A 25,191-nucleotide genomic window follows, 5' to 3' on the forward strand; every position below is an offset into this window, starting at 1 on the left:
GAGGCCGAGGCGGCGGGAGAGGTCCGAGGTGAAGACTCCGCGCGGGTCCGTCTCGGCGCGCAGGGCGCGGAAGTCGGCCACGCGCGGGTACATCGCGGCGAGCAGTTCCGGGCGCAGGCGGGAGTCCTTGGCGAGGTAGACGCGGCCGCCCGCCGCGGCCACCTCCTCGTCCAGTGCGTCGAGGAGGGGGCCGAGGCCGGGGAGGTTCGCCGGGATGTCCAAGGCCAGCGTCCAGCCGGGGACCGGGAAGGACAGCCAGCCGGGGTCGGCGTCCCCGAAGCGCTTGAGGACCGCCAGGAACGACGGGCACCGGTGCGCCGAGATGCGCCGCACGATCCGGCGCAGGGCGTCCTCCCGGCCGTGTCCGACGACGAACTGGTACTGCACGAAGCCGCCGCGGCCGTAGACGCGGTTCCAGTGCGGTACGCCGTCCAGGGGGTGGAAGAACGTGGAGATCCGCTGGAGTTCGCCGGTACGCGCGCGGGGGGCCCTGCGGTACCAGACCTCGTTGAACAGGCCGACCGTACGGCGGCTGAGCAGGCCCTCGGGGAACACGGCGGGCGGGGACGGCAGCTGGGCGGGGCGGAAGGCGAGCGGGTCCCGCCACGCGCGCGTGCCCTCGCGCAGCGCCTCCAGGGGGGCGTGGTCGCCCCGGGTGAGGACCGCGCGGCCGGTCGCGGCCCCGCGGGCCAGGAGGTCGATCCAGGCCACCGAGTAGCGGTAGCGGTGGTCGGTGGCGGTGAGGCGGGCCATCAGGTCGTCGAGGTCCGTCGCGCGCTCGGTGTCGACCGACATCAGCGAGGTCTCCACCGGCAGCAACTGGAGGGTGGCCGTCAGGATCACGCCCGTCAGACCCATGCCGCCCGCGGTCGCGTCGAACAACGGGCTGCCGCGGCCGACAGTGCGGATCTCGCCGTCGGCGATGAGCAGTTCGAGGGAGAGGACGTGCCGGGAGAAGGAGCCGGAGACATGGTGGTTCTTGCCGTGGATGTCCGCGCCGATCGCCCCGCCGACGGTCACCTGGCGGGTGCCGGGCGTCACCGGCACGAACCAGCCGAGCGGCAGCAGCACCTGCATCAGCCGGTGCAGGGAGATGCCCGCGTCGCACAGCACGGTGCCGCCGTCGGCGTCGATGGCGTGCACCCGGTCCAGGCCCGTCATGTCGAGCACCGCGCCGCCTGCGTTCTGCGCCGCGTCCCCGTACGCCCGCCCGAGGCCTCTCGGGATGCCGCCCCGCGCCCCGCACGCACGGACGGCGGCCGCCGCCTCCTCGTACGTCCGGGGGCGGATCAGACGGGCGGTGGTGGGAGCGGTGCGGCCCCATCCCGTGACGGAAACGGTGTCGGCAGGCATGTCGGCGACGGTATCGCCGGTTAACGAGCGATCCGTTGTGAAACATCCCTACTCTCCCCGAAATGGGTGATTAATGGGATGTCGCTCAATATTGCCGGAGTTCCGGCGGGGTCGGCGGGAACAGTGAGTCCCCATGGACCATCTGGACCACCGAATCCTTTCGGCGCTGCGTGTGTACGGCTGTGATCCGCGCGTCGCCGGCGCCGCGCGAGCCCTGTCCTGGGCCGGTGAGCACGGTGCCCTGTGGCTGGCGGCGGGCCTCGCGGGGGCCGCCGTGGACGGAGCGCGGCGCGGCGCCTGGGTGCGCGGGACCGCGCTCACCGCGGGCGCGCACCTCGTCAGCATGGGGGTGAAAAGGGTGGTGCGCCGCCCGCGCCCCGCGCATGTCGAACCCCTCGTACGCACCGCGGGCCGCCACTCTTTCCCCAGCTCCCACGCGGCCTCCGCAGCCGCCGCCGCGGTCGCCTTCGGCATGCTGGCGACGTGCCGCGGCGGTGGTGGCGGGCGCACAACAGCACCCCTGGCCACCACGGCCACCCGCGTCGCCCTCCCGCCCCTCGCCACCGCGATGTGCCTCTCCCGCCTCGTCGTCGGCGTGCATTACCCCTCCGACGTGGCGGCGGGTGCGGCCCTGGGCGCCCTCACGGCGTGTGCGGGTGCGCGTTGGATGAGGGGCGGCGCGGATGACTGAGACCACGCCCCTGGCCGGCACCGCGCGCGGCACCAGGGAACCCTCGCTCCTGGAACAGCGCACGCCGCCGCGCACCACCGGCACCCCGACGCCCGGCCGGGGTCTCCTGCGCGGGCTCATCAAGACCGCCCGCCCCAAGCAGTGGGTCAAGAACGTCCTGGTAGTGGCCGCCCCCGCCGCCGCGGGACAGCTCTTCACCACCCACGCCCTCACCCAGATCGCCCTCGTCTTCGCCCTCTTCACCGCCTGCGCCGCGGCCGTCTACCTGATCAACGACGCCCGGGACGCGGAGGCCGACCGCGCCCACCCCACCAAACGGCACCGCCCGGTCGCCGCCGGACAGGTCCCCGTACCGGTCGCCTACGCCGTCGGCGGCACCCTCGCCGTCCTCGCCCCGGCCGCCGCCGCCTGGCTGAGCGACCCCCTCGTCGCCGCCCTGCTCGCCGCCTACCTGGGCATGCAACTGGCGTACTGCGTCAGCCTCAAGCACGTCCTGGTCGTCGATCTGGCGGTCGTGACCACGGGCTTCCTCATGCGGGCCATGGTAGGCGGCCTCGCGCTCGGCATCCCGCTCTCGCGCTGGTTCCTCATCACGACCGGCTTCGGCGCCCTGTTCATGGTGTCGGCCAAGCGCTACTCCGAAGCCGTGCAGATGGCCGGGAAGGCGGGCGCCACGCGCGCGTTGCTCACCGAGTACACCACCGGCTACCTGCGCTTCGTGTGGCAGCTCGCGGCCGGGGTCGCCGTCCTCGGGTACTGCCTGTGGGCGCTGGAGGAGGGCGGGGTCCCGCACACCAGTGTGCTGCCCTGGCGGCAGCTGTCCATGGTCGCGTTCATCCTCGCGATCCTCCGGTACGCCGTCTTCGCCGATCGCGGCACGGCGGGCGAACCCGAGGACGTCGTGCTGCGCGACCGCGCCCTCGCCCTGATCGCCCTCGTCTGGCTCGCCATGTACGGCCTGGCGGTGGCCAATTGGTGAGGGCGCGCGCGTGGGCGGACCGGCGGGAACTGGTCGGCTTCGCCGCCGCGGGCCTGCTCGCCTACGTCGTCGACACGGCCCTGTTCGTCGCCCTGCGCGGACCGGCCGGCCTCGACCCGCTCACCGCCAAGGCACTGGCCTTCGTGGCCGGCTGCACGGTGGCGTACGCGGGCAACGCGCTCGGTACCTACCGGCACACCCGCCCCAGGGGCCTGCGCCCCTATGCCGCCTTCTTCGCGGTGAACCTCGCCGGGGCCGCCGTACAACTGCTCTGTCTCACCGTCAGCCATTACGGCCTCGGGTTCACCTCCCCGCGCGCGGACGTCGTCTCCGGCGCCGGAGTGGGGATGGCGCTGGCGACTGTCCTGCGGTTCTGGGGAACCCGTACATGGGTCTTCCACCAGGAGGGGAGAGTCGGATCATGGACTGGCTGAAAAAACTCCCCGTCGTCGGGCCGCTCATGGCCCGGCTGATGACCACGCACGCGTGGCGGTCGTACGAGCGCATGGACCGGGTGAAGTGGACGCGGCTGGCCGCGGCGATGACGTTCACCAGTTTCGTCGCGCTGTTCCCCATGCTCGCCGTGGCCGCCGCGATCGCCGCGGCCACGCTCAGCAGCGACCAGCAGGACACGCTCGAGGACAAGATCGCCGAGCAGGTGCCCGGCATCTCCGACCAGCTGAACATCGACGGCCTGGTGGACAACGCCGGCACGATCGGCCTCATCGCCGGCGCCCTGCTGCTGTTCACCGGCATCAGCTGGGTCGGCTCCATGCGCGAGTGCCTGCGCGCGGTGTGGGAGCTGGACGACGAGGAGGAGAACCCCGTCCTGCACAAGGCGAAGGACGCGGGGATCCTGCTGGGCCTCGGCGGCGCCGTGCTGGTCACGATCGCCGCCTCCGCCGTGGCCTCCGCGCTGGTCGGCCGGCTGATCAAGGAACTCGGGATCGCCGAGGGCGGCTTCGGCAGCGTCCTGCTGCACGTCGTCGCCTTCGCGGTCGCCGTCCTCGCCGACTTCCTGGTCCTGCTCTACGTCCTCACCCTGCTGCCCGGCGTCGAACCGCCGCGCCGCCGCCTGATGGTGGCCGCGCTCATCGGCGCGGTCGGCTTCGAACTGCTGAAGCTGCTGCTCAGCGGCTACATGCAGGGCGTCGCGTCGAAGAGCATGTACGGCGCCTTCGGGGTGCCGGTCGCCCTGCTGCTGTGGATCAACTTCACCTCGAAACTCGTGGTGTTCTGCGCGGCGTGGACGGCGACCGGCACCAAGGCGGACGAGGTCACCGGCGTCGGCGTACCAGATCCGGCAGCGGCCACCGGCGGTTGACCAGGTACACGCCCGTCGCGAGCAGCACCAGCAGCCCGCCGATCACCCCGAGCGCGATCCCGACGCCGCCCGAAGCGCCCTCGGCCGCCGCGCCCACCACCGGCTTCGCGGCCGGCTCCCCGTCCCCGGAACCGCCGGCCTCGCCGGAGTCGGCGCCGGAGTCGCCCGCGACGGGCTGGGCGCTCTCCTCGACGGCGCTCCTCGGCGGCACCAGCTCACCCACCGGCTGGACCTTCCCGGCCGCCTTGAAACCCCAGTCGAAGAGCTGCGCGGTCTCCTTGTAGACCTCGTTGTGCTCGTCCTTCTCCGGGTTCATGACGGTGACCAGCAGCACCTTGCCGTTGCGCTCGGCGACTCCGGTGAAGGTGGCGCCCGCGTTGGTGGTGTTGCCGTTCTTCACGCCCGCGATGCCCTGGTAGACGGAGATGTCGGCGTCCCCGCTGAGCAGCCGGTTGGTGTTCTGGATCTCGAAGGACTCGCGGACCTTCTTGCCCTTCTTGGTCTTCTTCGTCTCGCCCGGGAACTTCGCGGAGACCGTCGAGCAGTACTCCCGGAAGTCCTCCTTCTGAAGTCCGGAGCGGGCGATCAGGGTCAGGTCGTAGGCGGAGGAGACCTGCCCGGGGGCGTCGTAGCCGTCGGGGGAGACCGCGTGGGTGTCGAGCGCCTGGAGCTCCTCGGCGTGCGCGTTCATCTCCGCCACCGTCTTGTCGATGCCGCCGTTCATCTTCGACAGCACATGCACGGCGTCGTTGCCGGAGCGCAGGAAGACGCCCAGCCACAGATCGTGGACGGTGTAGCTCTCGCCCTCCTTTATCCCGACCAGGCTGGACCCGGACCCGACGTCCACGAGGTCGGAAGGGGTCACCTCGTACTCGGTGGAGGAGGGGAACTTCGGCAGCAGGGTGTCCGCGAACAGCATCTTCAGCGTGCTCGCGGGGGCGAGCCGCCAGTGCGCGTTGTGCGCGGCCAGCACCTCGCCGGACTCGGCGTCGGCGACGATCCACGAGCGCGCGGACAGCTTCTTCGGCAGGACGGGCACCCCACTGGCCAGCTCGACCTGGGTCCCCGGCTGCCCGAGCCGCTCGCCGCCCACCGTCGACATGTTCGCCGGGGGAGTCGCGGACGGAGTCGGCGAGGGACTCGGGGCCGCGTACGAGACGGGCACGCTCAGCGCGAGGGACGAGACGACGGCGGAAGTGACCAGCAGCGAGCGCCGGATGGTCTTCTGGGGTGCGGACACGGACGAGAACGTACAGGGCACCGCGTGTGATGTCCCGCCCCAGCCCCCACCCCGGCCATGGAACCGGACACGCGGCGGTGATACTGAACGTATGAAGCTCAGCCGCCCCGTCTCCTGGTTCCTGCTCGCCTTCGGGGTGTGGAGCTGGTTCATCTGGATCACTTTCGTCAAGAACCTCGTCAAGGACGGCAGCGGGCTCGCGTTCGACGACGCGGGCGACCCGACGGGCTACTTCTGGGTGCACCTGCTGCTCGCGGTCGTCTCCTTCGTATTGGGGACGGTTGTGGGGGGCATCGGGTTGCGCGGGGTGCGCGCATTGCGCCGGACGTCATAGGCAGAGGGATACGACTTCGTGGTCATCGTCTTCGTGGTGCTCGTCCTGGCGGTCATGGTGACCGCCAACTGGTACGTGTGGCGCCGCCTGTTCCGCGACACGACCAGCGGCCCCGGCCCGGTCCGCCGCGCGGGCGCCGCGCTGATCGCCGGCGGCTGGCTGCTGGCGTTCGGCGCCCTGGTGGCCGAGCGCACCGGCGCGCCCTTCCGGCTCCAGCAGGTGCTCGCGTGGCCGGGCTTCCTGTGGCTGGCCCTCTCGATGTACCTGCTGCTGGGGCTGCTGGCGGGTGAGGCCGTACGACCGCTGCTGCGCCGTTGGCTGGAGCGGCGCAGGCCCGCCGAGGCGCCCGTGCGGCAGGCCGAGCCGGTGCCGGTGGGCGCGCCCGCCTCGCCGGAGCCCGAGGGCTCGCTGCCGGTCGCCGCTCCCTCGCGCCGGCTGTTCGTCTCCCGCGTCATCGGCGGCGCCGCGGCGGCGGCGGCCGTGGGGACCGTCGGGATCGGCACGTACGGGGTGCTGAACGGGCCGAGCGTGAAGCGGGTCACCGTGCCGCTCGCCAAGCTCCCGCGCGCGGCGCACGGTTACCGCATCGCCGTAGTCAGCGACATCCACCTGGGCCCGGTCCTCGGCAGGGGCTTCGCGCAGCGCGTCGTCGACACCATCAACTCCACCCAGCCGGACCTCGTCGCCGTCGTCGGTGACCTCGTCGACGGCAGCGTCGAGGACCTGGCCCCGGCGGCGGCCCCGCTGCGCGGCCTCAACGCCCCCGCCTACTTCGTCACCGGCAACCACGAGTACTTCTCGGGCGCCGAGCAGTGGGTCGAGGAGGTGCGGCGGCTGGGTCTGCTCCCGCTGGAGAACGCCCGGACCGAACTGCCCTGGTTCGACCTCGCCGGCGTCAACGACATCGCGGGCGAGGAGGAGGGTGAGGGCCCCGACTTCGCCAAGGCGCTCGGCGACCGCGACCCGGCACGCGCGTGCGTGCTCCTCGCCCACCAGCCCGTTCAGATCCACGACGCCGTCGAGCACGGCGTCGACCTCCAGCTCTCCGGCCACACCCACGGCGGCCAGCTCTGGCCCGGCAACCTCGTCGCGGCCGGGGCCAATCCGACCCTGGCGGGCCTGGAGCGGTACGGCGACACCCAGCTCTACGTCAGCCGGGGCGCCGGCGCCTGGGGTCCGCCCACCCGGGTCGGCGCCGAGTCGGACATCACGGTCATCCAACTGGCCTCCAGGCAGCCCTGATCCGGGGGAGCAGTCACCCAGGTGAGCTCCAGCGAGGCGGCGGCGACGCCCGCCGCCAGGGCGAAGGCCCCGGCGGGCAGGCGGGTCGGGCCCCCGCCCTCGTGCGTCCCGTCCTCCAGGTGCAGCAGCCCGGCGAAGGCGCTGCTGCGCTGTGTGCCGAGCCCGGCCCTGCGGCGGATCGTGGACCGGCTGATCCTGTTCCGCGCGGCGGTCGTGCTCGCGGCCGGCGCCGGTGTGCTCGTGTTCGCCGTCCTGTACTGAACGCAGCCAGCCAGCCAGCCTGCCTACGTACCGACCGCGCCCCGCCTGATACGCGCCGACCGCACCCCCTCCTGCTCACGCACCGACCCCACCCCCGCCCTCCTGCGTCGGCAGGGTCACCGTCACCGTCAGCCCCTCGCCCGGCGCCGTGTCCACCGCCACTTGGCCCCCGTGCGCCTTCACCACCCCCTGCACGATCGCCATGCCCAGACCGCTGCCCGCGCCTCCTCCCGCCCGGAAGAAGCGGTCGAAGATGCGGACCGCGTCCTCCTGGGCCAGCCCCGGGCCCCGGTCCGCCACGCACACCCGGACGACACCGTCCGCCCGCTCCACCGCCAGGTGGACCGGGGCGTCCACGGGCGTGTGCGTGCGGACGTTCCCGGTGAGGTTGCCCAGCACCTGCCGCAGCCCCGACTCGTCGGCCCGGACCAGGAGGGCGCCCTCCGCCGTCACCGTCACCGGGCGGTCCGGCTGCTGGACGCGCAGGTCCTCCGCCGCGTCCCGCACCAGCCGGCTGATGTCGACGTTGCGGAAGCGGAGTTCGGGCTGCTGGTCCAAGCGGGCCAGGCACAGCAGTTCGTCCACCAGGCGGCCCATCCGGTCGGCCTCCGCCAGCACCCGCTCCCAGGCCCGTTTGCGCTGGTCGGGGTCGTTGAGCATGCCCTTGTCGTAGAGCTGGAGATAGCCGCGTATCGCCGACAGCGGGGTGCGCAGTTCGTGCGAGGCGTCCGCCACGAAGCGGCGCAGCTGCGCCGCGCTGCGCTCCCGGGTGCGGTAGGCCAACTCCACCTGATGGAGCATGGAGTTGAGGGCCAGCCGCAGCTGCTCCACCTCCAGGGTGGCCTCCCGGCTGGAGGGCACCCTGCGCGTCAGGTCGCCCTCCGCGATGGCCGAGGACGTCTCCACCATGTCCTCCAGCGGGCGCATTCTGCGGCTGACGCTGAACAGGGTCAGACAGGCCAGCAGGGCCAGCAGCAGGGTGCCGAAGGCGAGGTCCAGCTTGAGAGCCTTGGCCATGCCCTCGTGCAGGGCGTCGGTGGAGATGGCGATCAGGACCACCGGACCGTCGGACAGCCGGGCGGCGACCACCCGGTACGGGGTGCCCTGCACCTCGATGTCGCGGGGCTCCGCCGCGGCGGCCAGGGCCGTGGGGTCACCGACCTCGGCGGCCATCGAACGCTGCCGTGACGTCGGTTCCAGCGGGCCCAGGGAGACCGCGTGGCCCGTCCGGTCGACGGCCACGAAGACCGACCCGGTCGAGCTCGGCAGGGATTCGGCGCCGCTGCCCGCGAACTGGTCCATGGCGATGCCCAGTTCACCGAGCGACTCGATCTGGCGCATGCTGAACCCGGCGTTCTGCAAGGTGGAGCGGGTCGCCAGCAGCTCGGAGTCGATCTTGTCGAGGAGATAGTGGCGGGCGGCCATCAGGCTGATCGCGGTCGCCGCGACGATGCCCAGGGCCAGCAGGGCCACGTTCGCCAGGGTCAGCTTGGCGCGCAGCGAGTGGATGCCGCGATGTCCCCGGCCCAGGCACCGGATCCTCATGCCAGTCCGTAGCCGACGCCCCGCCGGGTGGTGATGACGGGCGGTCCGAGGGTGTCGAGCTTGCGGCGCAGATAGCTGATGTAGGTCTCCACGACGGTCGACTCGGGCGGGGTGTGCTCGTACTGCCAGACGTGCCGCAGCAGTTGCTCCTTGGGCACGATCCGGCCGCCGTTGCGCACCAGGAAGCGCAGCAGGGCGTACTCGGTGGGGGTGAGCTCGACGGTGCGGCCCGCGCGGTGCACGGAGTACGTCGACTCGTCCAGCTCCAGGTCGCCGTAGCGCAGCGGCGGGCGCTGGGGGAGGACGTCGGCGGCGCGGGTGCGGCGCAGGACGGCGGTGACGCGGGCGATGACCACGTCGATGTCGAAGGGCTTGGTGATGTAGTCGTCGCCGAAGCCGAGGGCGCCGACGATCTCGGCGGGCGAGTCGCGGGCGGTGAGGAAGACCAGCGCCAGGTCCGGTCGCTGGACGCGCAGCTGACGGCCGAGGGCGCGGCCGTCGCCGTCCGGCAGCATCACGTCCAGCAGCGCCACATCGGGCCGGGTGCGCCCGGCCAGCGCCAGGGCCTCGCGGACGGAGCCCGCGGTCATCACCTCGAACCGGTGGTAGCGCAGGGCGATGGCGAGGACGTCCGCGATGCTCTCCTCGTCCTCCACGACCAGCACGGTGCCCACAGCCGTAGTCATGCCCCCAGTATCGGCGCGACCACTGACAACGGGGCGGGTTCCCGGTTTGGAGTTCCTTGAGAGTCGAGCCCGCCGCCTGTCCGCGCGCGAGCGGCGCCCCCGATGGTGGTGTGCAGGACCTGGGGGACCGACCGACGACCGACGAAGGAGCGTTGAGCGTGGCGAGATTGGCACGGTGGTGCTATCGGCACCGGCTGGTGGTCCTGTTGCTGTGGGTGGGGGCGCTGTTCGGCCTGGGCTTCGGCGGTTCCGCCGCGGGCACGGACTACGCGAACGTCTTCTCCCTGCCGGACACGGACTCCAAGCGCGCGTACGACCTGATGGAGAAGGCCTTCCCGGAGCGCGCCGGAGACACCGACACGGTGGTGTGGAAGGTGGACGAGGGTTCCGTGCGGGACGCGGCCGTGGAGAGCCGCGTCCGGCCCGCGCTGGAGGAGATCGCGGGGATGGACGGGGTCGGTGAGGTCACCGACCCGCAGGTGAGCGAGAACGGGCGGATCGCGTACGCCCAGATCACCTTCGAGGAACAGGCCAACGGCATTCCGAAGGAGGTGATCGAGGACATCGTCGACACCGCGCAGGCCGCCGAGCAGGCCGGACTCCAGGTGGAGCTGGGCGGTCAGGCGATCGCTCGCACGCAGGAGCCGCCGGCCGGCACCGCCGAGGCGGTCGGCATCCTCGCCGCGGCGGTCGTGCTGTTCCTCGCCTTCGGCTCGCTGTTCGCGATGCTGCTGCCGATCGTGGTGGCGATCGCGGGCGTGGGCACCGGCATGCTCTCCACGATGCTGCTCAGCCATGTCACGGACGTGCCCGAGGTCGCCCCGCTGCTCGGCTCGCTGATCGGCCTCGGCGTCGGCATCGACTACGCGCTGTTCATCGTCACCCGGCACCGGCGCGGCATCCTGCGCGGGATGAAGCCGGAGGAGGCCGCGGTGACGGCCCTGAACACCTCCGGGCGTGCGGTGCTGTTCGCGGGCGGCACGGTGTGCATCGCGCTCGCCGGCATGCTGGTGATGAACATGCGGTTCCTGGACGGCGTGGTCATCGCCACCTCGCTGACGGTGGTGCTCAGCGTGCTCGCCGCGACCACCCTGCTGCCCGCGCTGCTGGGCCTGCTCGGCCCGCGGGTGCTCAGCCGCAGGCAGCGCCGCCGGCTGGCCGCGACGGGACCGGAGCCGGACGAGGCGAGCGGGCTCGCGGCGCGCTGGGCGGGGTACGTCCAGAAGCGGCCGCGGTCGATCGCGGCGGGCGCCCTCGTCGTCATGGCGGTGCTCGCGCTGCCGGTGCTGTCGATCCGGCTCGGCGCCACCGACCAGGGCAACCACCAGGAGTCCACGACCACCCGGCAGGCCTACGACCTGCTCGCCGAGGGCTTCGGACCCGGGGTCAACGGCCCGCTCCAGGTCGTCGTGGACGGCCCCGCCCCCGACTCGCTCGTCACCGCCATCGAGGCGACCGAGGGAGTGGCCCAGGTGGCCGCCGTACCGCCCGCCAACGGCGTCTCGGTGATCAACGTGGTGCCGACGACGTCACCGCAGTCGGAGCAGACCGACCAGCTGATCGACCGGCTGCGCGACGACGTGATCGCCCAGGCGGGCGTCGAGGCCCATGTGGGCGGTGTGACGGCCGTGTTCAAGGACTTCGCGTCGGTGACCTCGGACCGGCTGCCGTACTTCGTCGCGGCGATCATCGCGCTGGGCTTCCTGCTGCTGCTGGTGGCGTTCCGCTCGCTGGTCGTGCCGCTGACGGCCGCGCTGATGAACCTGATCGCGGCCGCCGCGTCCTTCGGCGTCCTGGTGGCGATCTTCCAGTGGGGCTGGGGCACCGAGCTGATCGGCGTCGGCAAGGAGGGCCCGATCACCTCGTTCCTGCCGGTCATCATGCTCTCGCTGCTCTTCGGCCTCTCCATGGACTACCAGGTGTTCCTGGTCAGCCGGATGCACGAGGAGTGGGTGCACACCAAGGACAACGCGCGCGCGGTGCGGGTGGGCCTCGCGGAGACCAGCCGGGTCATCAACTGCGCGGCCCTGATCATGATCTGCGTCTTCTCCGCGTTCGTCCTCAGCGGTGACATGGAGGGCGCGATGGCGGGCGTCGGCCTCGCGGCGGCGGTGGCGCTGGACGCGTTCATCCTGCGTACGGCGCTGGTGCCGGCCGCGATGTTCCTGCTCGGCAAGTCCAACTGGTGGCTGCCGGCCGGTCTGGAGAAGCGGCTGCCGCATCTGGCGGTCGAGCCGAAGGAGGAGGCGCTGGAGCAGCGGCCGGACGCCGAGGGCGGTGCCTCGGTGGTGCACGGCTTCATCCGTACGGCGGACGGCGCCCCGGTGCCGGGCGCGGCCGTCACCCTGCTGTCGAAGGGCGGCCGCCAACTGGACCGGGTGACCTCCCTGGCGGACGGCTCGTACATCGTCTCGGTCCCGGCGCCGGGCACCTATCTGCTGGCGGCGACCGCTTCGGCGCACGGCTCGCGCGCGGGGCACGTGATGGTGGACGGTGAGCCGCTGGTGTACGACGTGGAGCTCGCCGAGGGCGAGGTCGACGCGGTCAACTGAGCGGACTACGGCTTCCTGCCGGGGCCCGGCATCGCCTTGGTCATCCCCGGCAGGAAGTCCGTGAACAGCTCGTGCACCTCGCGCACCAGCGGGCGCAGCACCCGGAAGCGGGCCAGGGCCACCCCGCGCGCGGTGAGCCGGGCGCCGCGCTCGGCGAGCCGGTAGCTGCGCGCGCGGCCCTCGGTACGGTCGAAGATCCAGTACAGGCAGAGCCCCATCTGGGACAGCCACAGCAACTCCGGCAGCACGTCCCGCAGTTCCTCGGGCACCTTGGTCCCGGTGGCGCCCGTGAGGACCGCGCGGTGGACGCTGACGGCCTCCACGCGCGCGTGCTCCGACTCCGGGGAGAAGGGGCTGAGCGGGGAGTCGGGGTCGGCGGCGTTCTTGAAGAACTGCACCGCGAACTCGTGGTACGGCGTGGCGATGTCCAGCCAGGCCTTGAGCACGCCCGCGAGCCGCGCCTCCAGATCGGTCTCGCGGGCCAGGACCGCCCGGACCGCCACCTGGTGCTCGGCGGCGATCCGGTCGTAGAAGCCCTGGATCAGGTGCTCCTTGCCCTCGAAGTAGTAGTACGCGTTGCCGACGGAGACCCCGGCCTCCTGGGCGATGGCCCGCATGGTGGTCCGGTCGTAGCCGCGCTCCTGGAACAGCCGCATCGCGGTCTCCAGGATCAGCGCGCGGGTCTGCTCGGCCTTGCCGGGCGCGGGGCTGTCGTTCTTCGAGGGCACGGAGCGAGACTAACCAGTGCGGATCAGGACGACTGCGCCGCCTGGTACAGGTTCTGCGCTTCGGCGCCGAAGTACGGGCCGTACATCCGGTTCGGGAGGAAGTTGTACTTGAAGCTGTTCACCGACGACAGCAGTCCGGTGCCGGTGGACTCGTCGAACTGGGTGAACCAGGGGCCGCCGCTGGAGCCGCCGGTCATGTTGCACGTCATGCCGTGGTCGTTGGAGAGCAGGAAGTCCCGGCTGGTGCTGCCGGAGCAGTAGATGAACTTCTCCCCGTCGTACGGGCTCGCGGCCGGGAAGCCGAAGGCGTACATGCGCAGGTTGTAGCCGGTGTTGAAGGCGAGGCCCTGTCCGCCGACGACGTCCGTCAGCGACTGCCCGTTCAGCGGGGCGACGACGGCGGCGCCGATGTCGTGGTTGATGTCCTCGCTCGCCGTCCACTGCGGGGTGGACAGGGTCCTGGCGGCGGCCCAGCGGCCGTAAGGGGACTGGCCGTCGTGGTAGCCGGGCACGAAGACCCAGTTGGTGTGCCAGGCGCCGCCCATCCGCACGCAGTGGCCCGCGGTGATGACCGTGCTCTTGTTGGCGCTGGTGACGGCGTTGCCGGAGCAGGACGCCGTACGGCCCTGGTAGGTGAAGAAGACCCGGCCCGCCGTGGAGACCACGGCCCCGCCGCCGGTCCAGGCGCCGCCGCCGTGCGGGAAGGCCTGGATGCCGGTGCCCGCGGTGGTGCCCGGGAGGGTGGCCGGGACGGTGGTCCGCGCGCCCTTGGCCGGTGCCGGGCCGCGGTGGCCGGTCACCGGGAGCAGGTCCAGCGGCTCGGCCGCCCGCATCCGGGCCGGGGTCCAGAACGCGGCGGCTCTCTCCTGCGCGGCTTGGGTGACCGGACGGACGCCGGTGTCGGACCGGGGCCCGGCGCTCGCCGGTACGGCCAGCGCCCCGGCGGCGGTGAGCAGGGCGGTGACGCCGACGAGGAGGGAGCGGGATATCCGAGGTATGCCTCGCACGCGTACTCCTTTGTGAGGGGTGCGGAGGGGATCGAAGCTGCCAGGAGAATCCCATCTGAGCGCCATTTTGGAAGGGTGCATGCCAAGTCGGTGGTCGAAATCCGGCCGCCCCGGCAGGCACGGGCCCGCCTCAGCCGGTGCGGGCCCGCCTCACGGCCGGCGGCCGAGCGCCGGGCGCTTGGAGTAGTCGGTGAGGCCGAGGACGTTGCCCCAGGGGTCGGCGACCTCGACGGTCCATCCGGTGGCCCCGGGGAACGGCTCGTCCAGCGGCGCGATCCCGGCGCCGGCGAGCCTGCGGGCGGCCGCGCGGGCGTCCGGCACCTCCAGCCACAGCCGGGGCGCGTGCCAGGGTGGCGGGCGGTGGTTCAGCCCGTCCTCCTGCCGCAGCAGGATGCCGGGGGTCTCGCCGCCCACCTTCAGCAGCGCGATCCCCGCCTCGTCGAACCGGAACGCCGCCGTGAACCCGGCGCGTTCGTAGAACCCGACGGCCTCGCCGAGGTCACCGACGGGCAGCAGCACGTTGTCGAACCCGAGCAGTTCGTAGGACTCGTCATCTGACACACAGTCAGAGTAGGCCGATGATCGGCCGGATCCCGGCATTGTCGGTGGCGGCTCGTACGGTTGGCGCATGGGACAGGTGACCTTCGTCGACGAGACGACCACGGGACGGCGCGAGACGGGCCCCCGGCTGGAGATCCCGGAGGAGCGGCTGACGGTCCGGGAGCTGATCCGGCGCCGGATGCCCCGGGAGGCCGACCGGGAGCGGGCTCTGCGGGCCTTCGCCGGGAACGGCCTGATCCTCCTGGTGGGGGACCGCCAACCGACCGGGCTGGACGAGGAGATCGCCGTCTCGGCGGACACCGAGGTCACGTTCCTCCGGCTGATACCCCTGGTCGGCGGCTGACCAGGCCCCGGAAAAGCGGTTCCATGGAGCCCGGGCCCGGAAGGCGGCTCCACCGAGCCCGGGCCCCGGAAAAGCCCGAGGGCCCCGCTCCCGATGCGACGGGAGCAGGGCCCTGGGCCGGGGCGGCGGAGCTCAGAAGCGGCGCGTGATCAGCGCCTTCTTGACCTCGGCGATCGCCTTGGTGACCTCGATGCCACGCGGACAGGCGTCCGTGCAGTTGAAGGTCGTGCGGCAACGCCACACGCCGTCCTTGTCGTTGAGGATCTCCAGGCGCTGCTCGCCGGCCTCGTCACGCGAGTCGAAGATGAAGCGGTGCGCGTTGACGATGGCCGCCGGGCCGAAGTACTGGCCGTCGTTCCAGAAGACCGGGCAGGACGACGTGCACGCGGCGCACAGGATGCACTTGGTCGTGTCGTCGAACCGCTCGCGGTCCTCGGCGCTCTGCAGCCGCTCACGCGTCGGCTCGTTGGTGTCCTTCGTGATGAGGAAGGGCATCACGTCGCGGTACGCCTGGAAGAACGGCTCCATGTCGACCACGAGGTCCTTCAGGACCGTCAGGCCCTTGATGGGCTCGACCGTGATCGGCTTCTCGGGATTGATGTCCTTGATCAGCGTCTTGCAGGCGAGACGGTTCTTGCCGTTGATCCGCATGGCGTCGCTGCCGCAGATGCCGTGCGCGCAGGAGCGACGGAAGGTCAGCGTGCCGTCGACCTCCCACTTGATCTTGTGCAGACCGTCGAGCACGCGCTCCTTGGGGTCGATCTCCAGCTGGAAGTCTTCCCAGGTCGCCTCGGCCGAGATCTCCGGGTTGAACCGGCGGACGCGGAAGGTGACGGTGATGTAGGGAGAGGCGGCGGAGTCCGCCTCCACCTTGTCCAGAAGGGGGGTTGCCATCAGTACTTACGCTCCATCGGCTGGTAGCGGGTCTGGACGACCGGCTTGTAGTCGAGACGTACGGACTCCGTGCCGTCGTCGCCCACCTCGCGGTACGCCATGGTGTGGCGCATGAAGTTGACGTCGTCGCGGTTCGGGTAGTCCTCGCGGTAGTGACCGCCGCGGGACTCCTTGCGGGCGAGCGCGGAGACGGCCATGACCTCGGCCAGGTCGAGCAGGTTGCCCAGCTCGATGGCCTCGAGCAGGTCGGTGTTGAACCGCTTGCCCTTGTCCTGGATCGACACGTTCCGGTAGCGCTCGCGCAGCTCGGCGATCTTCTCGACCGCCGTCTTGATCGTCTGCTCGGTGCGGAACACCATGACGTTGGCGTCCATGGTCTCCTGGAGCTCCTTGCGCAGCGTCGCCACCCGCTCGGTGCCGGTGGACGTGCGCAGGTTCTCCACCTGGGCCAGCACCAGCTCCGCCGGGTTCTCCGGCAGCTCGACGAAGTCGGCCTTCTGGGAGTACTCGGCGGCCGCGATGCCGGCGCGCTTGCCGAAGACGTTGATGTCCAGCAGCGAGTTGGTGCCCAGCCGGTTGGCGCCGTGCACCGACACGCAGGCGACCTCGCCGGCGGCGTACAGGCCCGGGACCACGGTCGTGTTGTCGGCGAGCACCTCGCCCTCGACGTTGGTCGGGATGCCGCCCATCGCGTAGTGCGCGGTCGGCTGGATCGGGATCGGGTCCGTGTAGGGCTCGATGCCGAGGTAGGTCCGCGCGAACTCGGTGATGTCCGGGAGCTTGGCGTCCAGCTGCTCCGGCGGGAGGTGGGTGAGGTCCAGGTAGACGTGGTCGCCCTCGGGACCGCAGCCGCGGCCCTCGCGGATCTCCGTGTAGATGGAGCGCGAGACGACGTCCCGGGAGGCGAGGTCCTTCATGACCGGCGCGTACTTCTCCATGAAGCGCTCGCCGTCCTTGTTGCGCAGAATGCCGCCCTCACCGCGGGCGCCCTCCGTCAGCAGGATGCCCATGCGCCAGATGCCGGTCGGGTGGAACTGGAAGAACTCCATGTCCTCCAGCGGCAGCCCGCGCCGGTAGACGGCGGCCTGGCCGTCACCGGTCAGGGTGTGCGCGTTCGACGTCACCTTGAAGAACTTGCCGCAGCCGCCGGAGGCGTAGATGACGGCCTTCGCCTGGAAGACGTGGATCTCACCGGTGGCCAGCTCGTACGCCACGACACCGGCGGAGCGCTTGACGCCGTCCACCTCGGTGATCAGCTGGTCCAGGACGTAGAACTCGTTGTAGAACTCCACGCCCTGCTTGACGCAGTTCTGGTACAGCGTCTGGAGGATCATGTGGCCGGTGCGGTCCGCGGCGTAGCAGGACCGGCGGACCGGGGCCTCGCCGTGGTTGCGGCTGTGTCCGCCGAAGCGGCGCTGGTCGATGGTGCCGTTCGGGGTGCGGTTGAACGGCAGGCCCATCTTCTCCAGGTCGAGGACCGAGTCGATGGCCTCCTTCGCCAGGATCTCGGCGGCGTCCTGGTCGACCAGGTAGTCACCGCCCTTGACCGTGTCGAAGGTGTGCCACTCCCAGTTGTCCTCCTCCACGTTGGCCAGCGCGGCGGCCATGCCGCCCTGTGCGGCGCCCGTGTGGGAGCGGGTGGGGTAGAGCTTGGTGAGCACCGCGGTGCGGCTGCGCTTGGTGGACTCGATGGCCGCGCGCATGCCCGCGCCACCGGCGCCGACGATGACGGTGTCGTACTTGTGGATCTTCATGATTCTCGCAGCCCCGTGCCTAGCGGATGTTCGGGTCGAAGGTGAAGATCACCAGCGTGCCCAGCAGGATGGTGAACACCGTGGCGGTGTAGAGCAGGCCCTTCAGCCACAGCCGGGTGTTCGCGCGCTCCGCGTAGTCGTTGATGACCGTGCGCAGGCCGTTGGCGCCGTGCAGCGTCGCCAGCCAGAGCATCAGCAGATCCCAGACCTGCCAGAACGGGGATGCCCAGCGGCCCGCCACGAAGGCGAAACCGATCTTGGAGACGCCGCCGTCGAGCACCAGCTGGATCAGCAGGTGGCCGATGACCAGGACGACGAGGACGATGCCGGACAGCCGCATGAAGAGCCAGGCGGCCATCTCGAAGTTGCCCCGGGTCGACTTCGGGGTGTTCTTGGTGCGCTTGCGCGGGGCCTCGATGTAGGGCGCCGGGTTGTCGACGTCGTAACCGGAGGGGCCCTCCACGGGGCCGATTCCGGACGCGGTCTTCTCAGTCGTGGACATGGGCGTCAGCTCCCGAACAGTTCACGAGCGGCGTGGCCGAGGAGGGGGTAGATGGCCCCCAGCATCAGCACCAGCCACAGACCGACGGCGGCCCAGAGCATCTGCTTCTGGTAGCGCGGGCCCTTGGACCAGAAGTCGACGGCGATGATCCGCAGACCGTTGAGCGCGTGGAAGAGGACGGCGGCGGACAGCCCGTACTCCATCAGCGCGATGATCGGCGTCTTGTACGTCGCGACGACCTCGTCGTAGGTCTCGGGGGAGACACGCACGAGAGAGGTGTCCAGCACGTGAACGAACAGGAAGAAGAAGATGAGGACGCCGGTGACTCGATGAGCCACCCAGGACCACATTCCTTCCCGGCCGCGGTACAGCGTTCCAGCCGGCACGGAAGTCCCTCCGGGAGCGGGGATTGGGGCCGCGCCGGCTTGTGCTGTCGGTCGGGCCCGGCCGGGTACGGTCCTCCGGCCCCCAGCATCGTAGCGACGCGCTGTCGGGATGCTTACGCCGGGCCTACCGGTGTGATCAAAGTGGCACGCGTATGGGTGAGCGGGCTCACAGTCCCGGGCCCCCGAGCAGGCCCAGCAACCGGCCTCTGGCCAGGCGGCGGAGCTCCTCCCAGGCCACCACCCGCTCCTCCTCCGGATCGTTTGTCAATCGTGACCGGATGGCCGTCAGGACGTGGTCCAGGGACTCGTTCGGCGGTACCTCGTCCAGGCAGATGACGAACACATGGCCGAATTTCGCCTCGTAGGCGGCGTTCGCGGCATCCAGTGCCGTGTAAGCGACCGCGTACACGTCCTCCGGCAGCACCGGCAGCGTCTCGCCGGCCAGCGCCTCCGTGAGATCTCCCGGGGTCAGGTCGTACGCCGCCTCGTCCGACGCGGCCAGCAGGGCTTCCGGCGTCGGGTAGGGGCGGTGGGCCGTGATGCGGTGGGCCCAGCGGAGGCTGCGCAGGCAGGTCAGGAGGGTGCGCTGGAGCTCCTCGGCGGATGCCGTGTTGAAGCGCTCCAGCGTGGTGCCGCGCTGCTGGTGGGGTATGGCCACTCGGCCAGGAAGGTGTGTGGGCGTCACGTGTGTTTCGGCAGAGGATGCTGTGAGAGATGTGTCGCCACGGTATCGACAGGGAACCCGGGTCGTCCGACCGAGCCCTGAATTTCAGCCGAACGGGAGAGTTTCGGAACGTGTGGTGGACGCGCACCGCGCTCACCGGTCGTAGGTTGGCCGGGTGAGCCAGCACAGGCGCCGGGCGCCGGAGAAGAAGGCCGCACAGCGGGCCCTCCTGGTCGGGGCCCTGGTGGCCGCGTCCGGCGTGGGTCTCGGGCTGTGGGCCTCCGGCGACGGCGGTGGCTCCGCCGGACCCACGGGGTCCGCGGTGCGGCAGCCGTCCGCCGAGGCCACGTCCCGGTCGGCCGGGGCGTCCCGGTCCGCGGCCGTGCCGGTGCCGAGCCCCAGCCGGTCGTACGCCCTTTCCAGCGCCCCCCGGACGATCCCGGCGGTCCGCTCGCACGCGCCGGCGCGCGGGCCGGGGTGGCGGCCCGAGCGGGGCGGGCGGGTGGTCGTCGGGGACGCGGACCTGGCGGACGAGGGGCGGCTGGTCGCCCAGGAGCTGGGGCTGACCTACGCGGGCGAGAAGGACGACGTGCGGGCCGGTGACGTACGGCTGTCGCTCAACGACGACGAGGGCGCCGATCCGGAGTCCTACGCGCTGACCGTGCGCGGCGGGCGGGTGAACATCAGCGGGCCCGCCGACGCGGGCGTGTTCTACGGCACCCGGACGCTGAAGCAGGCGGTGCACGGCGGCGGGACGGCGCCGGAAGGGGTCGTACGGGACGAACCGGCGAAAAAGGTGCGCGGGTTCATGCTGGACATCGCGCGCAAGAACTTCACCGCCGACTGGATCGAGGACCGGGTCCGGGAGCTGGGGGACCTGAAGTACAACCAGCTGGGGCTGCACTTCTCCGACGACCAGGCGTTCCGGATCGAGTCCTCCTCGCACCCCGAGATCGTCTCCGATCCGCATCTGACCAAGGCCCAGGTCCGGCGGATCGTCCGGCTCGCGGCGGAGCGGCACATCACCGTCGTGCCCGAGATCGACTCGCCGGGGCATCTGGGGGCGGTGCTCGCGGCCCACCCCGATCTGCAACTGCGCAACGCCTCGGGCGCGGCCACGCGCGGGGCGATCGACATCTCCCAGGACGAGTCCGCCGAGATCGTCGACGACCTGCTGAACGAGTACGCCGAGCTGTTCCCGGGCGGTGAGTGGCATCTCGGCGGTGACGAGTACCAGGCGCTGACCGTCTCCGACCCCGAGGCGTCCTTCCCGCAGCTCGCGACCGCGGCGCGGGAGGCCTACGGCTCCGGGGCGACCGTGGAGGATCTGACCACCGGCTGGCTCAACGACCGCGCCGACACGGTCCGCGTCCACGACAAGAGGCCCCGGGCCTGGAACGACGGCTTCTTCAGCGGCACCTCCGTCAAGGCCGACGAGGACATCGAGGTCGCCTACTGGACCGGCAAGGAGATCGGCGCCCGGCTGCCGGTGCAGTACCTGGCGGAGGGGCGGCGGGTCATCAACTACAACGACGAGTTCCTGTACTACGTCCTCGGCGAGCCGCAGACCTTCGTCTACCCGACCGGACAGCGCATCTACGAGCAGTGGACCCCGCGCGTGCTGCGCGGCACCCAGGCGGTGCCGGCGAAGTACGACGACCAGATCCTCGGCGGGTCCTTCGCCGTCTGGTGCGACCTCGCGAACGCCCAGACCCAGGACCAGGTGGCGGCCGGCATCCGGATGCCGCTGCGGGCCACCGTCGAGAAGCTCTGGAATCCGGGCCCGCCCCGGCAGTCCTGGACGGACTTCAAGGCGCTGGGCGACCGCCTGGGCTGAGGCCCCGCCGCCGCCCGTTCACACCCGGATCGCCCGATCCGGCTGCGAACGGGCGTACGGCTGTGGTGTATTCGGCCCGAGTCGAAGCAACACAGCGTGGGGGACAGAAATGGGCTATTGGGGGTATTTCGTCGTGGGGCGCGCCGAGCGGCCGCTCGCGGAGCTGGCGGCCCTGGCCGGCGCGCCGGGGCTGACCCTGCGCCAGGAGACGCCGGACGGCTGGCAGGTCTGGGAGTACCCGGGCGGCGAGGGCGACGTCGGGAACATGCACGAGCTCGCCCATCAGACCGGGGAGCCCGCGCTGTTCGGGTACGTCATGGACAGTGACTGCGCGGTGGTGGAGGCGGCGGGCCCGGAGAGCGGGATGTGGACGACCTGCCTGGGGCGGGAGGCGATGGCGGCCCGGCTCGGCGCGGGCGAGGGGGTGGTCCTGGAGGACTACTTCCTGGAGCCCCGTGACGCCGCCGAGCGGGCCGTCGCCTGGGCCGCCGAGGCGGGGCACATCGTGACGGCCGAGCCGCTGCTCGAGGTGTTCGGGGCCGACCCCGATCCCTTGGCCGAAAACCTCTTCTTCCGGATGCTCGACCGGCTCGGGGTGGTGCCCCTGTGACACTCCTGGGGTGTCGCACGCAGTAAGGGGAAGTGCGGGCTCCGTTAGGAAGGTGCCCCGGTGGAGCCCCACAGTGGCCCGCAGTAGGGAGGCGTGGATGAGCCTGGTGGAGTTGATCGCTCAGGCCGACGAACGCGGACTGGTCGCCAGCGGGTTGGCTTGTTTGGATCGGTGCGTCCCCCTGCTGGGCGGTGACGACGACCTGCTGCGGCCCCTGTGGACCAGCCTCGCGGACCCGGCCGGCGACGACTGGGCCGACCGCCTCGCCCAGGTGCGCGGCACGCTCGGCGGTACGGCGGACGCGCCCGGGGAGGCCGAGGACGAGGCCGTACGGCTGGCGCGCCGGATGCTGGAGGCGGCCCCGGCCCGCCCCGCCGCCGCCGAGGTGCGGGTGTGGGCGGACGCCTGCTCGGTCGCCTCGCTGCAGATCCACCGGATGCTCGACCTGGTCGCCGACGAGGCGTCCTCGGTCGACGCCCGCCGCGAAGGCCGTACGCAGGGCATGTCGCCGCTCGTCGCCGCCGAACTGCGGCGCCAGATCACCGTGCTGGAGCTGCTCGCCGGGCGCGGCGCGGGTGGGCTGCGGCCGGCGCTGGAGGTGTCCACCGAGGGGCGGCGGGTGCTGCGCGCGGTGGTGTCACGGCGGGCCCGCGGCCGGGTCTGAAGGGCTCGGGCCAGGGTCGGTGGGGCTCGCGGCCGGGGCTGAGGGGCTCGCGTCCGGGACCAGCAGCCACTTGACCACCGCGTCGCCGCACTGCGCGGTCCGTGCGTAGAAGGCGGTCAGGTCCCGGTGGGCCGAGGCGAAGGCGCCGCGGATCTCGCGCTCGGCCTCCGGTACGCCGTACGGGCGCAGCAACTCCTCGCGGGACTGCCGCCACAGGCGCTCGAAGTCCGCCTCCGCCAGGTACTCCGCCACGCGGTGCGCCTGGGCGGCGGTGAGCACCAGGAAGGGCGGCAGCTCCGGCTCGGGAGCGGAGACCGGTCGGCCGCCCACCACCACATGGGCGCGGGGCCCGTCCGGCGCCCGGTGCGGGGGGCCTCCGGCGTACAGCACCGCGTGGTGCAGGTACCCCTTGTCCAGCACCTCCTCGCGGTGCCGGCCGATCCGCTCCCGGACGGTGGTCCAGTCGTCGGCGAACAGCCGGCGGAACCAGGTCGCGCTGTTGCGCAGCGCCGGGGGCGGCACCGCGCGCAGATGGAAGTACAGGCTCATCAGTGACTGGAGCGCACGGGAGCGGCCGGGTGTCACACCTGGGGGGTGACGAAACCCCGCGTCCCCGCGCTCTTGTCGGTGTGACGACGACAGAGCAGCAGACCAGGCCCTCCGCTGCGGCGAAGCCGGTGCGATGGGCGGCGGACATGGTTTCGACGATGCGGGAAGGGGCGCGGCTGCGTCTCGACTACTCGGCGCAGAGCCTGTGGCGGCTGGACCGGGTGATCGACGATCTGCGCCGGGAGGACACCCCGCCGGCGGCACTGGAGAGCGTGCTGCGCGGATTCGGGGCGTACGCCGGCGAGGTGATCGTCCGTCAGTGCGACGCCGAGTGGTGGGCGTCCGGCGGCGACCACTGGATACGGACGCCCGACGGCACGCTGTGGGACCCCATCGAGGAGGCGCGCCGGTGCTTCACCGGGGACGGGTCGCTGCGGCTGCTGTGCCGGGACGCGGTGCGCGGGGGTTGTACCGCGGAACGCGTGTGATCTGTCACCTCCGTCCCCTCGGGTAATCAGTTCAACCTTCATCAACGCCTGGGTAGTCTCCTGCTTGATCTTTGGAGGGGTGGGATGAAGCAGAGTTCCCTAGGGCTGCGCCGAAGAGCGTGGCGACGCGGGGTGGCCGCGACGGCCGTGGCCGCGCTGGGTGTCACGGGTGCCTGGATGGCCGTACCGGCCGCCGGCGCCCCTTCGGCCGGTGCCGGGACCGTGTGCGAGCCGACCGAGGGGTTCGCGGGCTGCCGGCTCTTCACCGCGACGGGTGCGGCGGAGACGTTCCGGGTGCCCGCCGGGGTGAAGGAACTCGACGTGCGGGCCTGGGGCCAGGGCGGCCGCGGCAGCTCCATGTCGAGCGGTGGAGCGGGGGCGTACGCCGCCGGAAAGCTGTCGGTCGACGAGGGCGAGGTGCTCTCCGTCGCCGTGGCGAGCCGAGACTTCGGCGACGCGCTCGGTGGCAAGGCCGGAGCCCCCGGGGTCGGCGAGGGCGGCGCCAGCAGCGGGATCCGCGCGAGCGACGGCAAGCCGCTGCTGATCGCCGCCGGTGGCGGCGGCAGCACCGACGTCGTCATCCCGAGTGCGGGTGACGCGGGCGCCGGTGGCGCCGAACGCGGCCAGGACGCCACGGAGGCCACCGGCGGCAAGGGTGCCGACGGAGCCAAGGGCGGCGCGGGCGGGGGCAACGGCGCCGCAGGTGCCGACGCCTCCGCGGGCGGCAAGGGCGGCGACGGCGGCACGGGCCGGTACGGCGGTGGCGGCGGTGGCGGCGGCTATGCGGGCGGCGGCGGGGGCGCCGGCTCGGACGTCGACGATACCGCCGGCAGCGGTGGCGGCGGCACCAGCTACGCCGACCCGAAGCGCATGACCGACGTGCGCATGGTGGTCAGCGACGGCGCCAAGGCCCCGGCGAAGGACGACCCCTTCTGGGAGTCCTCCGACAACCCCATCGACTCCGGCATCGCCGAGGGCGGCGTCAACGCCCCGGGCGGGGTCGGCCGTGTCGTGCTGCAGTGGGCGACTCCCGCGGTCGCCGAACTGGCGAAGGCGTCCGGCGACGACCAGACCCGCGACCCGGACGAACTGTTCGACCCGGTGGCGGTCGTGGTCCGGGACAAGGACGGCACCCCGGTCAAGGACGCCACCGTGACGTTCACGATCGAGGACCCCAACGGCACCGGGGTGAGCTTCGACGCCTACGAGCCGCTGCGCAAGGTCGTCCTCGCGACCGACGAGTACGGCCGCGCCCAGGCACCCGCCGTCGCGGCCGACAAGACGGAGGGCGCGTTCACCGTCCGGGCCGTCGCCCAGGGCAAGACGGCCGTCTTCACCGGACAGGTCAAGAAGCTGGCCTACAGCGTGACCGCCGTCCAGGGCGACGGACAGCGCACCGGCCCCGAGGAGGCCTTCGGCGAGAAGCTCCAGGCCCTCGTCGAGGTGGACGGCGCGCCCAAGGCCGGGGTGACCGTGCGGTTCGACGTCGAGTACACCTCCTCCAGGAGCGGTCCGCGCTTCTCGCCGGACTTCTACGTGGTCGGCGTCCAGGCGAAGACCGACGCGGAGGGCATCGCCACCACGCCGGTGCTGTACGCCGGTACCGACCCGGGCACCTACACCGTCGTCGCCACGCGCGGCGAGGCCTCGGCCACCTTCACGGTCGAGGTCGGGGACGACAACTCCCCGGGTGAGCCCACGCCTTCGCCGTCGGCCTCGGCCGAGCCGAGCGGATCGGCCTCGCCCGCGCCGAGCGCGTCGTCCGACGGGGGTACGGACACCGCCGGCGCCGGCGCCGGCGGTGCGCAGGGCGACGGCTCCGGCGGCTCCGGCGGCGGCCTGGCCGTGACCGGCGCCGGCGGCATCGGCCTGCTGCTGGGCACGGCCGCCGTCCTGGCCGGCCTGGGCGTGCTCGCACTGCGGCTGCGGACGCGCCTGCAGAACCGCGGCTGACGCGGAAACGGAAGCGGCCGGGGCCCACGCAGTGGTGTGGGCCC

Annotated in this window: 27 protein-coding genes; 14 read left to right on the top strand and 13 right to left on the bottom strand. The window is 72.0% G+C overall.

The window, feature by feature from the left end:
* Positions 1-1,353 (bottom strand): FAD-binding oxidoreductase (locus M8H82_RS28315; RefSeq protein WP_250077903.1); only part of this gene is annotated, 1,353 nt, incomplete at its 3' end.
* Between the two features lie 133 nt (positions 1,354-1,486).
* On the opposite strand from M8H82_RS28315, the gene M8H82_RS28320 reads away from it, so the two are divergent.
* From M8H82_RS28320 to M8H82_RS28335, 4 genes are read left to right on the top strand one after another with little or no spacing between them, the layout of a single operon-like run.
* Positions 1,487-2,044, top strand: coding sequence for a phosphatase PAP2 family protein (locus tag M8H82_RS28320; RefSeq protein WP_250077904.1), 558 nt, complete (start codon positions 1,487-1,489; stop codon positions 2,042-2,044).
* Positions 2,037-3,023 (top strand): decaprenyl-phosphate phosphoribosyltransferase, encoded by a 987-nt coding sequence (locus tag M8H82_RS28325; protein WP_250077905.1) that lies wholly within the window; start codon positions 2,037-2,039, stop codon positions 3,021-3,023. The genes M8H82_RS28320 and M8H82_RS28325 overlap by 8 nt, the downstream gene beginning before the upstream one ends.
* Positions 3,020-3,457 carry a GtrA family protein gene (locus M8H82_RS28330; RefSeq protein WP_250077906.1) on the top strand — a complete coding sequence of 146 codons (438 nt, stop codon included), beginning with the start codon at positions 3,020-3,022 and terminating at the stop codon, positions 3,455-3,457. The genes M8H82_RS28325 and M8H82_RS28330 overlap by 4 nt, the downstream gene beginning before the upstream one ends.
* Complete coding sequence (locus tag M8H82_RS28335) at positions 3,445-4,347, top strand: YihY/virulence factor BrkB family protein (protein ID WP_250077907.1); 903 nt, start codon at positions 3,445-3,447, stop codon at positions 4,345-4,347. The genes M8H82_RS28330 and M8H82_RS28335 overlap by 13 nt, the downstream gene beginning before the upstream one ends.
* Here M8H82_RS28335 and M8H82_RS28340 read toward each other — a convergent pair.
* Complete coding sequence (locus M8H82_RS28340) at positions 4,301-5,587, bottom strand: D-alanyl-D-alanine carboxypeptidase (RefSeq protein ID WP_250077908.1); 1,287 nt, start codon at positions 5,585-5,587, stop codon at positions 4,301-4,303. The genes M8H82_RS28335 and M8H82_RS28340 overlap by 47 nt on opposite strands.
* 91 nt (positions 5,588-5,678) lie before the next feature.
* Between M8H82_RS28340 and M8H82_RS28345 the strand changes: the two genes are divergently transcribed.
* Genes M8H82_RS28345 through M8H82_RS28355 form a run of 3 tightly spaced genes read left to right on the top strand, consistent with a single transcriptional unit; the run spans position 5,679 to position 7,424 of the window.
* On the top strand, positions 5,679-5,921 hold the full coding sequence (locus tag M8H82_RS28345; protein WP_250077909.1) for an SCO4848 family membrane protein: 243 nt from the start codon (positions 5,679-5,681) through the stop codon (positions 5,919-5,921).
* Between the two features lie 18 nt (positions 5,922-5,939).
* On the top strand, positions 5,940-7,163 hold the full coding sequence (locus tag M8H82_RS28350) for a metallophosphoesterase (protein ID WP_250077910.1): 1,224 nt from the start codon (positions 5,940-5,942) through the stop codon (positions 7,161-7,163).
* A gap of 21 nt (positions 7,164-7,184) precedes the next feature.
* A complete protein-coding gene (locus M8H82_RS28355) occupies positions 7,185-7,424 on the top strand; it encodes a hypothetical protein (RefSeq protein WP_250077911.1) in 240 nt (79 codons plus the stop codon).
* A gap of 75 nt (positions 7,425-7,499) precedes the next feature.
* On the opposite strand, the gene M8H82_RS28360 is transcribed toward M8H82_RS28355, so the two are convergent.
* Both M8H82_RS28360 and M8H82_RS28365 read right to left on the bottom strand, forming a co-directional pair.
* A complete protein-coding gene (locus M8H82_RS28360; RefSeq protein WP_250077912.1) occupies positions 7,500-8,969 on the bottom strand; it encodes a cell wall metabolism sensor histidine kinase WalK in 1,470 nt (489 codons plus the stop codon).
* Complete coding sequence (locus tag M8H82_RS28365) at positions 8,966-9,655, bottom strand: response regulator transcription factor (protein ID WP_250077913.1); 690 nt, start codon at positions 9,653-9,655, stop codon at positions 8,966-8,968. Before M8H82_RS28365 ends, M8H82_RS28360 begins: the two co-directional genes overlap by 4 nt.
* A 167-nt stretch (positions 9,656-9,822) precedes the next feature.
* Here M8H82_RS28365 and M8H82_RS28370 point away from each other — a divergent pair, with 167 nt between their 5' ends.
* On the top strand, positions 9,823-12,207 hold the full coding sequence (locus tag M8H82_RS28370; protein WP_250077989.1) for an MMPL family transporter: 2,385 nt from the start codon (positions 9,823-9,825) through the stop codon (positions 12,205-12,207).
* Positions 12,208-12,212: 5 nt separating this feature from the next.
* Here M8H82_RS28370 and M8H82_RS28375 read toward each other — a convergent pair whose 3' ends face one another.
* From M8H82_RS28375 to M8H82_RS28385, 3 genes are all read right to left on the bottom strand, one after another.
* Positions 12,213-12,935 carry a TetR family transcriptional regulator gene (locus M8H82_RS28375; protein WP_250077914.1) on the bottom strand — a complete coding sequence of 241 codons (723 nt, stop codon included), beginning with the start codon at positions 12,933-12,935 and terminating at the stop codon, positions 12,213-12,215.
* Positions 12,936-12,958: 23 nt separating this feature from the next.
* Complete coding sequence (locus tag M8H82_RS28380; RefSeq protein WP_250077915.1) at positions 12,959-13,942, bottom strand: peptidase; 984 nt, start codon at positions 13,940-13,942, stop codon at positions 12,959-12,961.
* A 150-nt stretch (positions 13,943-14,092) separates the two neighbouring features.
* Complete coding sequence (locus M8H82_RS28385; protein WP_250077916.1) at positions 14,093-14,503, bottom strand: VOC family protein; 411 nt, start codon at positions 14,501-14,503, stop codon at positions 14,093-14,095.
* A gap of 67 nt (positions 14,504-14,570) precedes the next feature.
* Between M8H82_RS28385 and M8H82_RS28390 the strand changes: the two genes are divergently transcribed.
* Positions 14,571-14,846, top strand: coding sequence for a hypothetical protein (locus M8H82_RS28390; RefSeq protein ID WP_250077917.1), 276 nt, complete (start codon positions 14,571-14,573; stop codon positions 14,844-14,846).
* Between the two features lie 132 nt (positions 14,847-14,978).
* Here M8H82_RS28390 and M8H82_RS28395 read toward each other — a convergent pair whose 3' ends face one another.
* The 5 genes from M8H82_RS28395 to M8H82_RS28415 form a co-directional block, all read right to left on the bottom strand.
* Entirely contained in the window at positions 14,979-15,740 is a 762-nt protein-coding gene (locus tag M8H82_RS28395) for a succinate dehydrogenase iron-sulfur subunit (protein WP_250077918.1), read from the bottom strand.
* Positions 15,740-17,494, bottom strand: a complete 1,755-nt coding sequence (gene sdhA / locus M8H82_RS28400; RefSeq protein WP_250077919.1) for a succinate dehydrogenase flavoprotein subunit — start codon at positions 17,492-17,494, stop codon at positions 15,740-15,742. The genes M8H82_RS28395 and sdhA overlap by 1 nt, the downstream gene beginning before the upstream one ends.
* Positions 17,495-17,513: 19 nt before the next feature.
* Complete coding sequence (locus M8H82_RS28405) at positions 17,514-17,996, bottom strand: succinate dehydrogenase hydrophobic membrane anchor subunit (protein WP_250077920.1); 483 nt, start codon at positions 17,994-17,996, stop codon at positions 17,514-17,516.
* 5 nt (positions 17,997-18,001) lie between these two features.
* Positions 18,002-18,382: a succinate dehydrogenase, cytochrome b556 subunit gene (gene sdhC / locus M8H82_RS28410; protein ID WP_308293287.1), complete on the bottom strand. Its 381-nt coding sequence runs from the start codon at positions 18,380-18,382 to the stop codon at positions 18,002-18,004.
* Positions 18,383-18,548: 166 nt separating this feature from the next.
* Complete coding sequence (locus M8H82_RS28415; RefSeq protein ID WP_250077921.1) at positions 18,549-19,067, bottom strand: 2-oxo-4-hydroxy-4-carboxy-5-ureidoimidazoline decarboxylase; 519 nt, start codon at positions 19,065-19,067, stop codon at positions 18,549-18,551.
* A gap of 154 nt (positions 19,068-19,221) precedes the next feature.
* Between M8H82_RS28415 and M8H82_RS28420 the strand changes: the two genes are divergently transcribed.
* From M8H82_RS28420 to M8H82_RS28430, 3 genes are all read left to right on the top strand, one after another.
* Positions 19,222-20,883, top strand: a complete 1,662-nt coding sequence (locus M8H82_RS28420; protein ID WP_250077922.1) for a glycoside hydrolase family 20 protein — start codon at positions 19,222-19,224, stop codon at positions 20,881-20,883.
* Between the two features lie 109 nt (positions 20,884-20,992).
* On the top strand, positions 20,993-21,493 hold the full coding sequence (locus M8H82_RS28425; protein ID WP_250077923.1) for a hypothetical protein: 501 nt from the start codon (positions 20,993-20,995) through the stop codon (positions 21,491-21,493).
* Positions 21,494-21,590: 97 nt separating this feature from the next.
* Positions 21,591-22,157, top strand: a complete 567-nt coding sequence (locus M8H82_RS28430) for a hypothetical protein (protein WP_250077991.1) — start codon at positions 21,591-21,593, stop codon at positions 22,155-22,157.
* Here M8H82_RS28430 and M8H82_RS28435 read toward each other — a convergent pair.
* Positions 22,131-22,706, bottom strand: a complete 576-nt coding sequence (locus M8H82_RS28435) for a DUF1877 family protein (RefSeq protein ID WP_250077924.1) — start codon at positions 22,704-22,706, stop codon at positions 22,131-22,133. The genes M8H82_RS28430 and M8H82_RS28435 overlap by 27 nt on opposite strands.
* Positions 22,707-22,786: 80 nt before the next feature.
* On the opposite strand from M8H82_RS28435, the gene M8H82_RS28440 reads away from it, so the two are divergent.
* Together M8H82_RS28440 and M8H82_RS28445 are read left to right on the top strand one after the other, a co-directional pair.
* On the top strand, positions 22,787-23,194 hold the full coding sequence (locus tag M8H82_RS28440) for a hypothetical protein (protein WP_250077925.1): 408 nt from the start codon (positions 22,787-22,789) through the stop codon (positions 23,192-23,194).
* A gap of 84 nt (positions 23,195-23,278) precedes the next feature.
* Positions 23,279-25,147 (top strand): glycine-rich protein, encoded by a 1,869-nt coding sequence (locus tag M8H82_RS28445; RefSeq protein ID WP_284049448.1) that lies wholly within the window; start codon positions 23,279-23,281, stop codon positions 25,145-25,147.
* The last annotated feature ends 44 nt before the right edge of the window (positions 25,148-25,191 follow it).

Source organism: Streptomyces sp. YS415, assembly GCF_023544665.1.
Taxonomy (GTDB): Bacteria; Actinomycetota; Actinomycetes; order Streptomycetales; family Streptomycetaceae; genus Streptomyces.

What these genes read in the sequence shown, in the direction of transcription:
- M8H82_RS28430 (WP_250077991.1), top strand. Translation starts at nt 21,591, where the DNA reads ATGAGCCTGGTGGAGTTGATCGCTCAGGCCGACGAACGCGGACTGGTC.
- M8H82_RS28345 (WP_250077909.1), top strand. Translation starts at nt 5,679, where the DNA reads ATGAAGCTCAGCCGCCCCGTCTCCTGGTTCCTGCTCGCCTTCGGGGTG.
- M8H82_RS28390 (WP_250077917.1), top strand. Translation starts at nt 14,571, where the DNA reads ATGGGACAGGTGACCTTCGTCGACGAGACGACCACGGGACGGCGCGAG.
- sdhA (WP_250077919.1), bottom strand. Translation starts at nt 17,494, where the DNA reads ATGAAGATCCACAAGTACGACACCGTCATCGTCGGCGCCGGTGGCGCG.
- M8H82_RS28425 (WP_250077923.1), top strand. Translation starts at nt 20,993, where the DNA reads ATGGGCTATTGGGGGTATTTCGTCGTGGGGCGCGCCGAGCGGCCGCTC.
- M8H82_RS28405 (WP_250077920.1), bottom strand. Translation starts at nt 17,996, where the DNA reads ATGTCCACGACTGAGAAGACCGCGTCCGGAATCGGCCCCGTGGAGGGC.
- M8H82_RS28365 (WP_250077913.1), bottom strand. Translation starts at nt 9,655, where the DNA reads ATGACTACGGCTGTGGGCACCGTGCTGGTCGTGGAGGACGAGGAGAGC.
- M8H82_RS28445 (WP_284049448.1), top strand. Translation starts at nt 23,279, where the DNA reads ATGAAGCAGAGTTCCCTAGGGCTGCGCCGAAGAGCGTGGCGACGCGGG.
- M8H82_RS28395 (WP_250077918.1), bottom strand. Translation starts at nt 15,740, where the DNA reads ATGGCAACCCCCCTTCTGGACAAGGTGGAGGCGGACTCCGCCGCCTCT.
- M8H82_RS28435 (WP_250077924.1), bottom strand. Translation starts at nt 22,706, where the DNA reads ATGAGCCTGTACTTCCATCTGCGCGCGGTGCCGCCCCCGGCGCTGCGC.
- M8H82_RS28335 (WP_250077907.1), top strand. Translation starts at nt 3,445, where the DNA reads ATGGACTGGCTGAAAAAACTCCCCGTCGTCGGGCCGCTCATGGCCCGG.
- M8H82_RS28360 (WP_250077912.1), bottom strand. Translation starts at nt 8,969, where the DNA reads ATGAGGATCCGGTGCCTGGGCCGGGGACATCGCGGCATCCACTCGCTG.
- M8H82_RS28320 (WP_250077904.1), top strand. Translation starts at nt 1,487, where the DNA reads ATGGACCATCTGGACCACCGAATCCTTTCGGCGCTGCGTGTGTACGGC.
- M8H82_RS28325 (WP_250077905.1), top strand. Translation starts at nt 2,037, where the DNA reads ATGACTGAGACCACGCCCCTGGCCGGCACCGCGCGCGGCACCAGGGAA.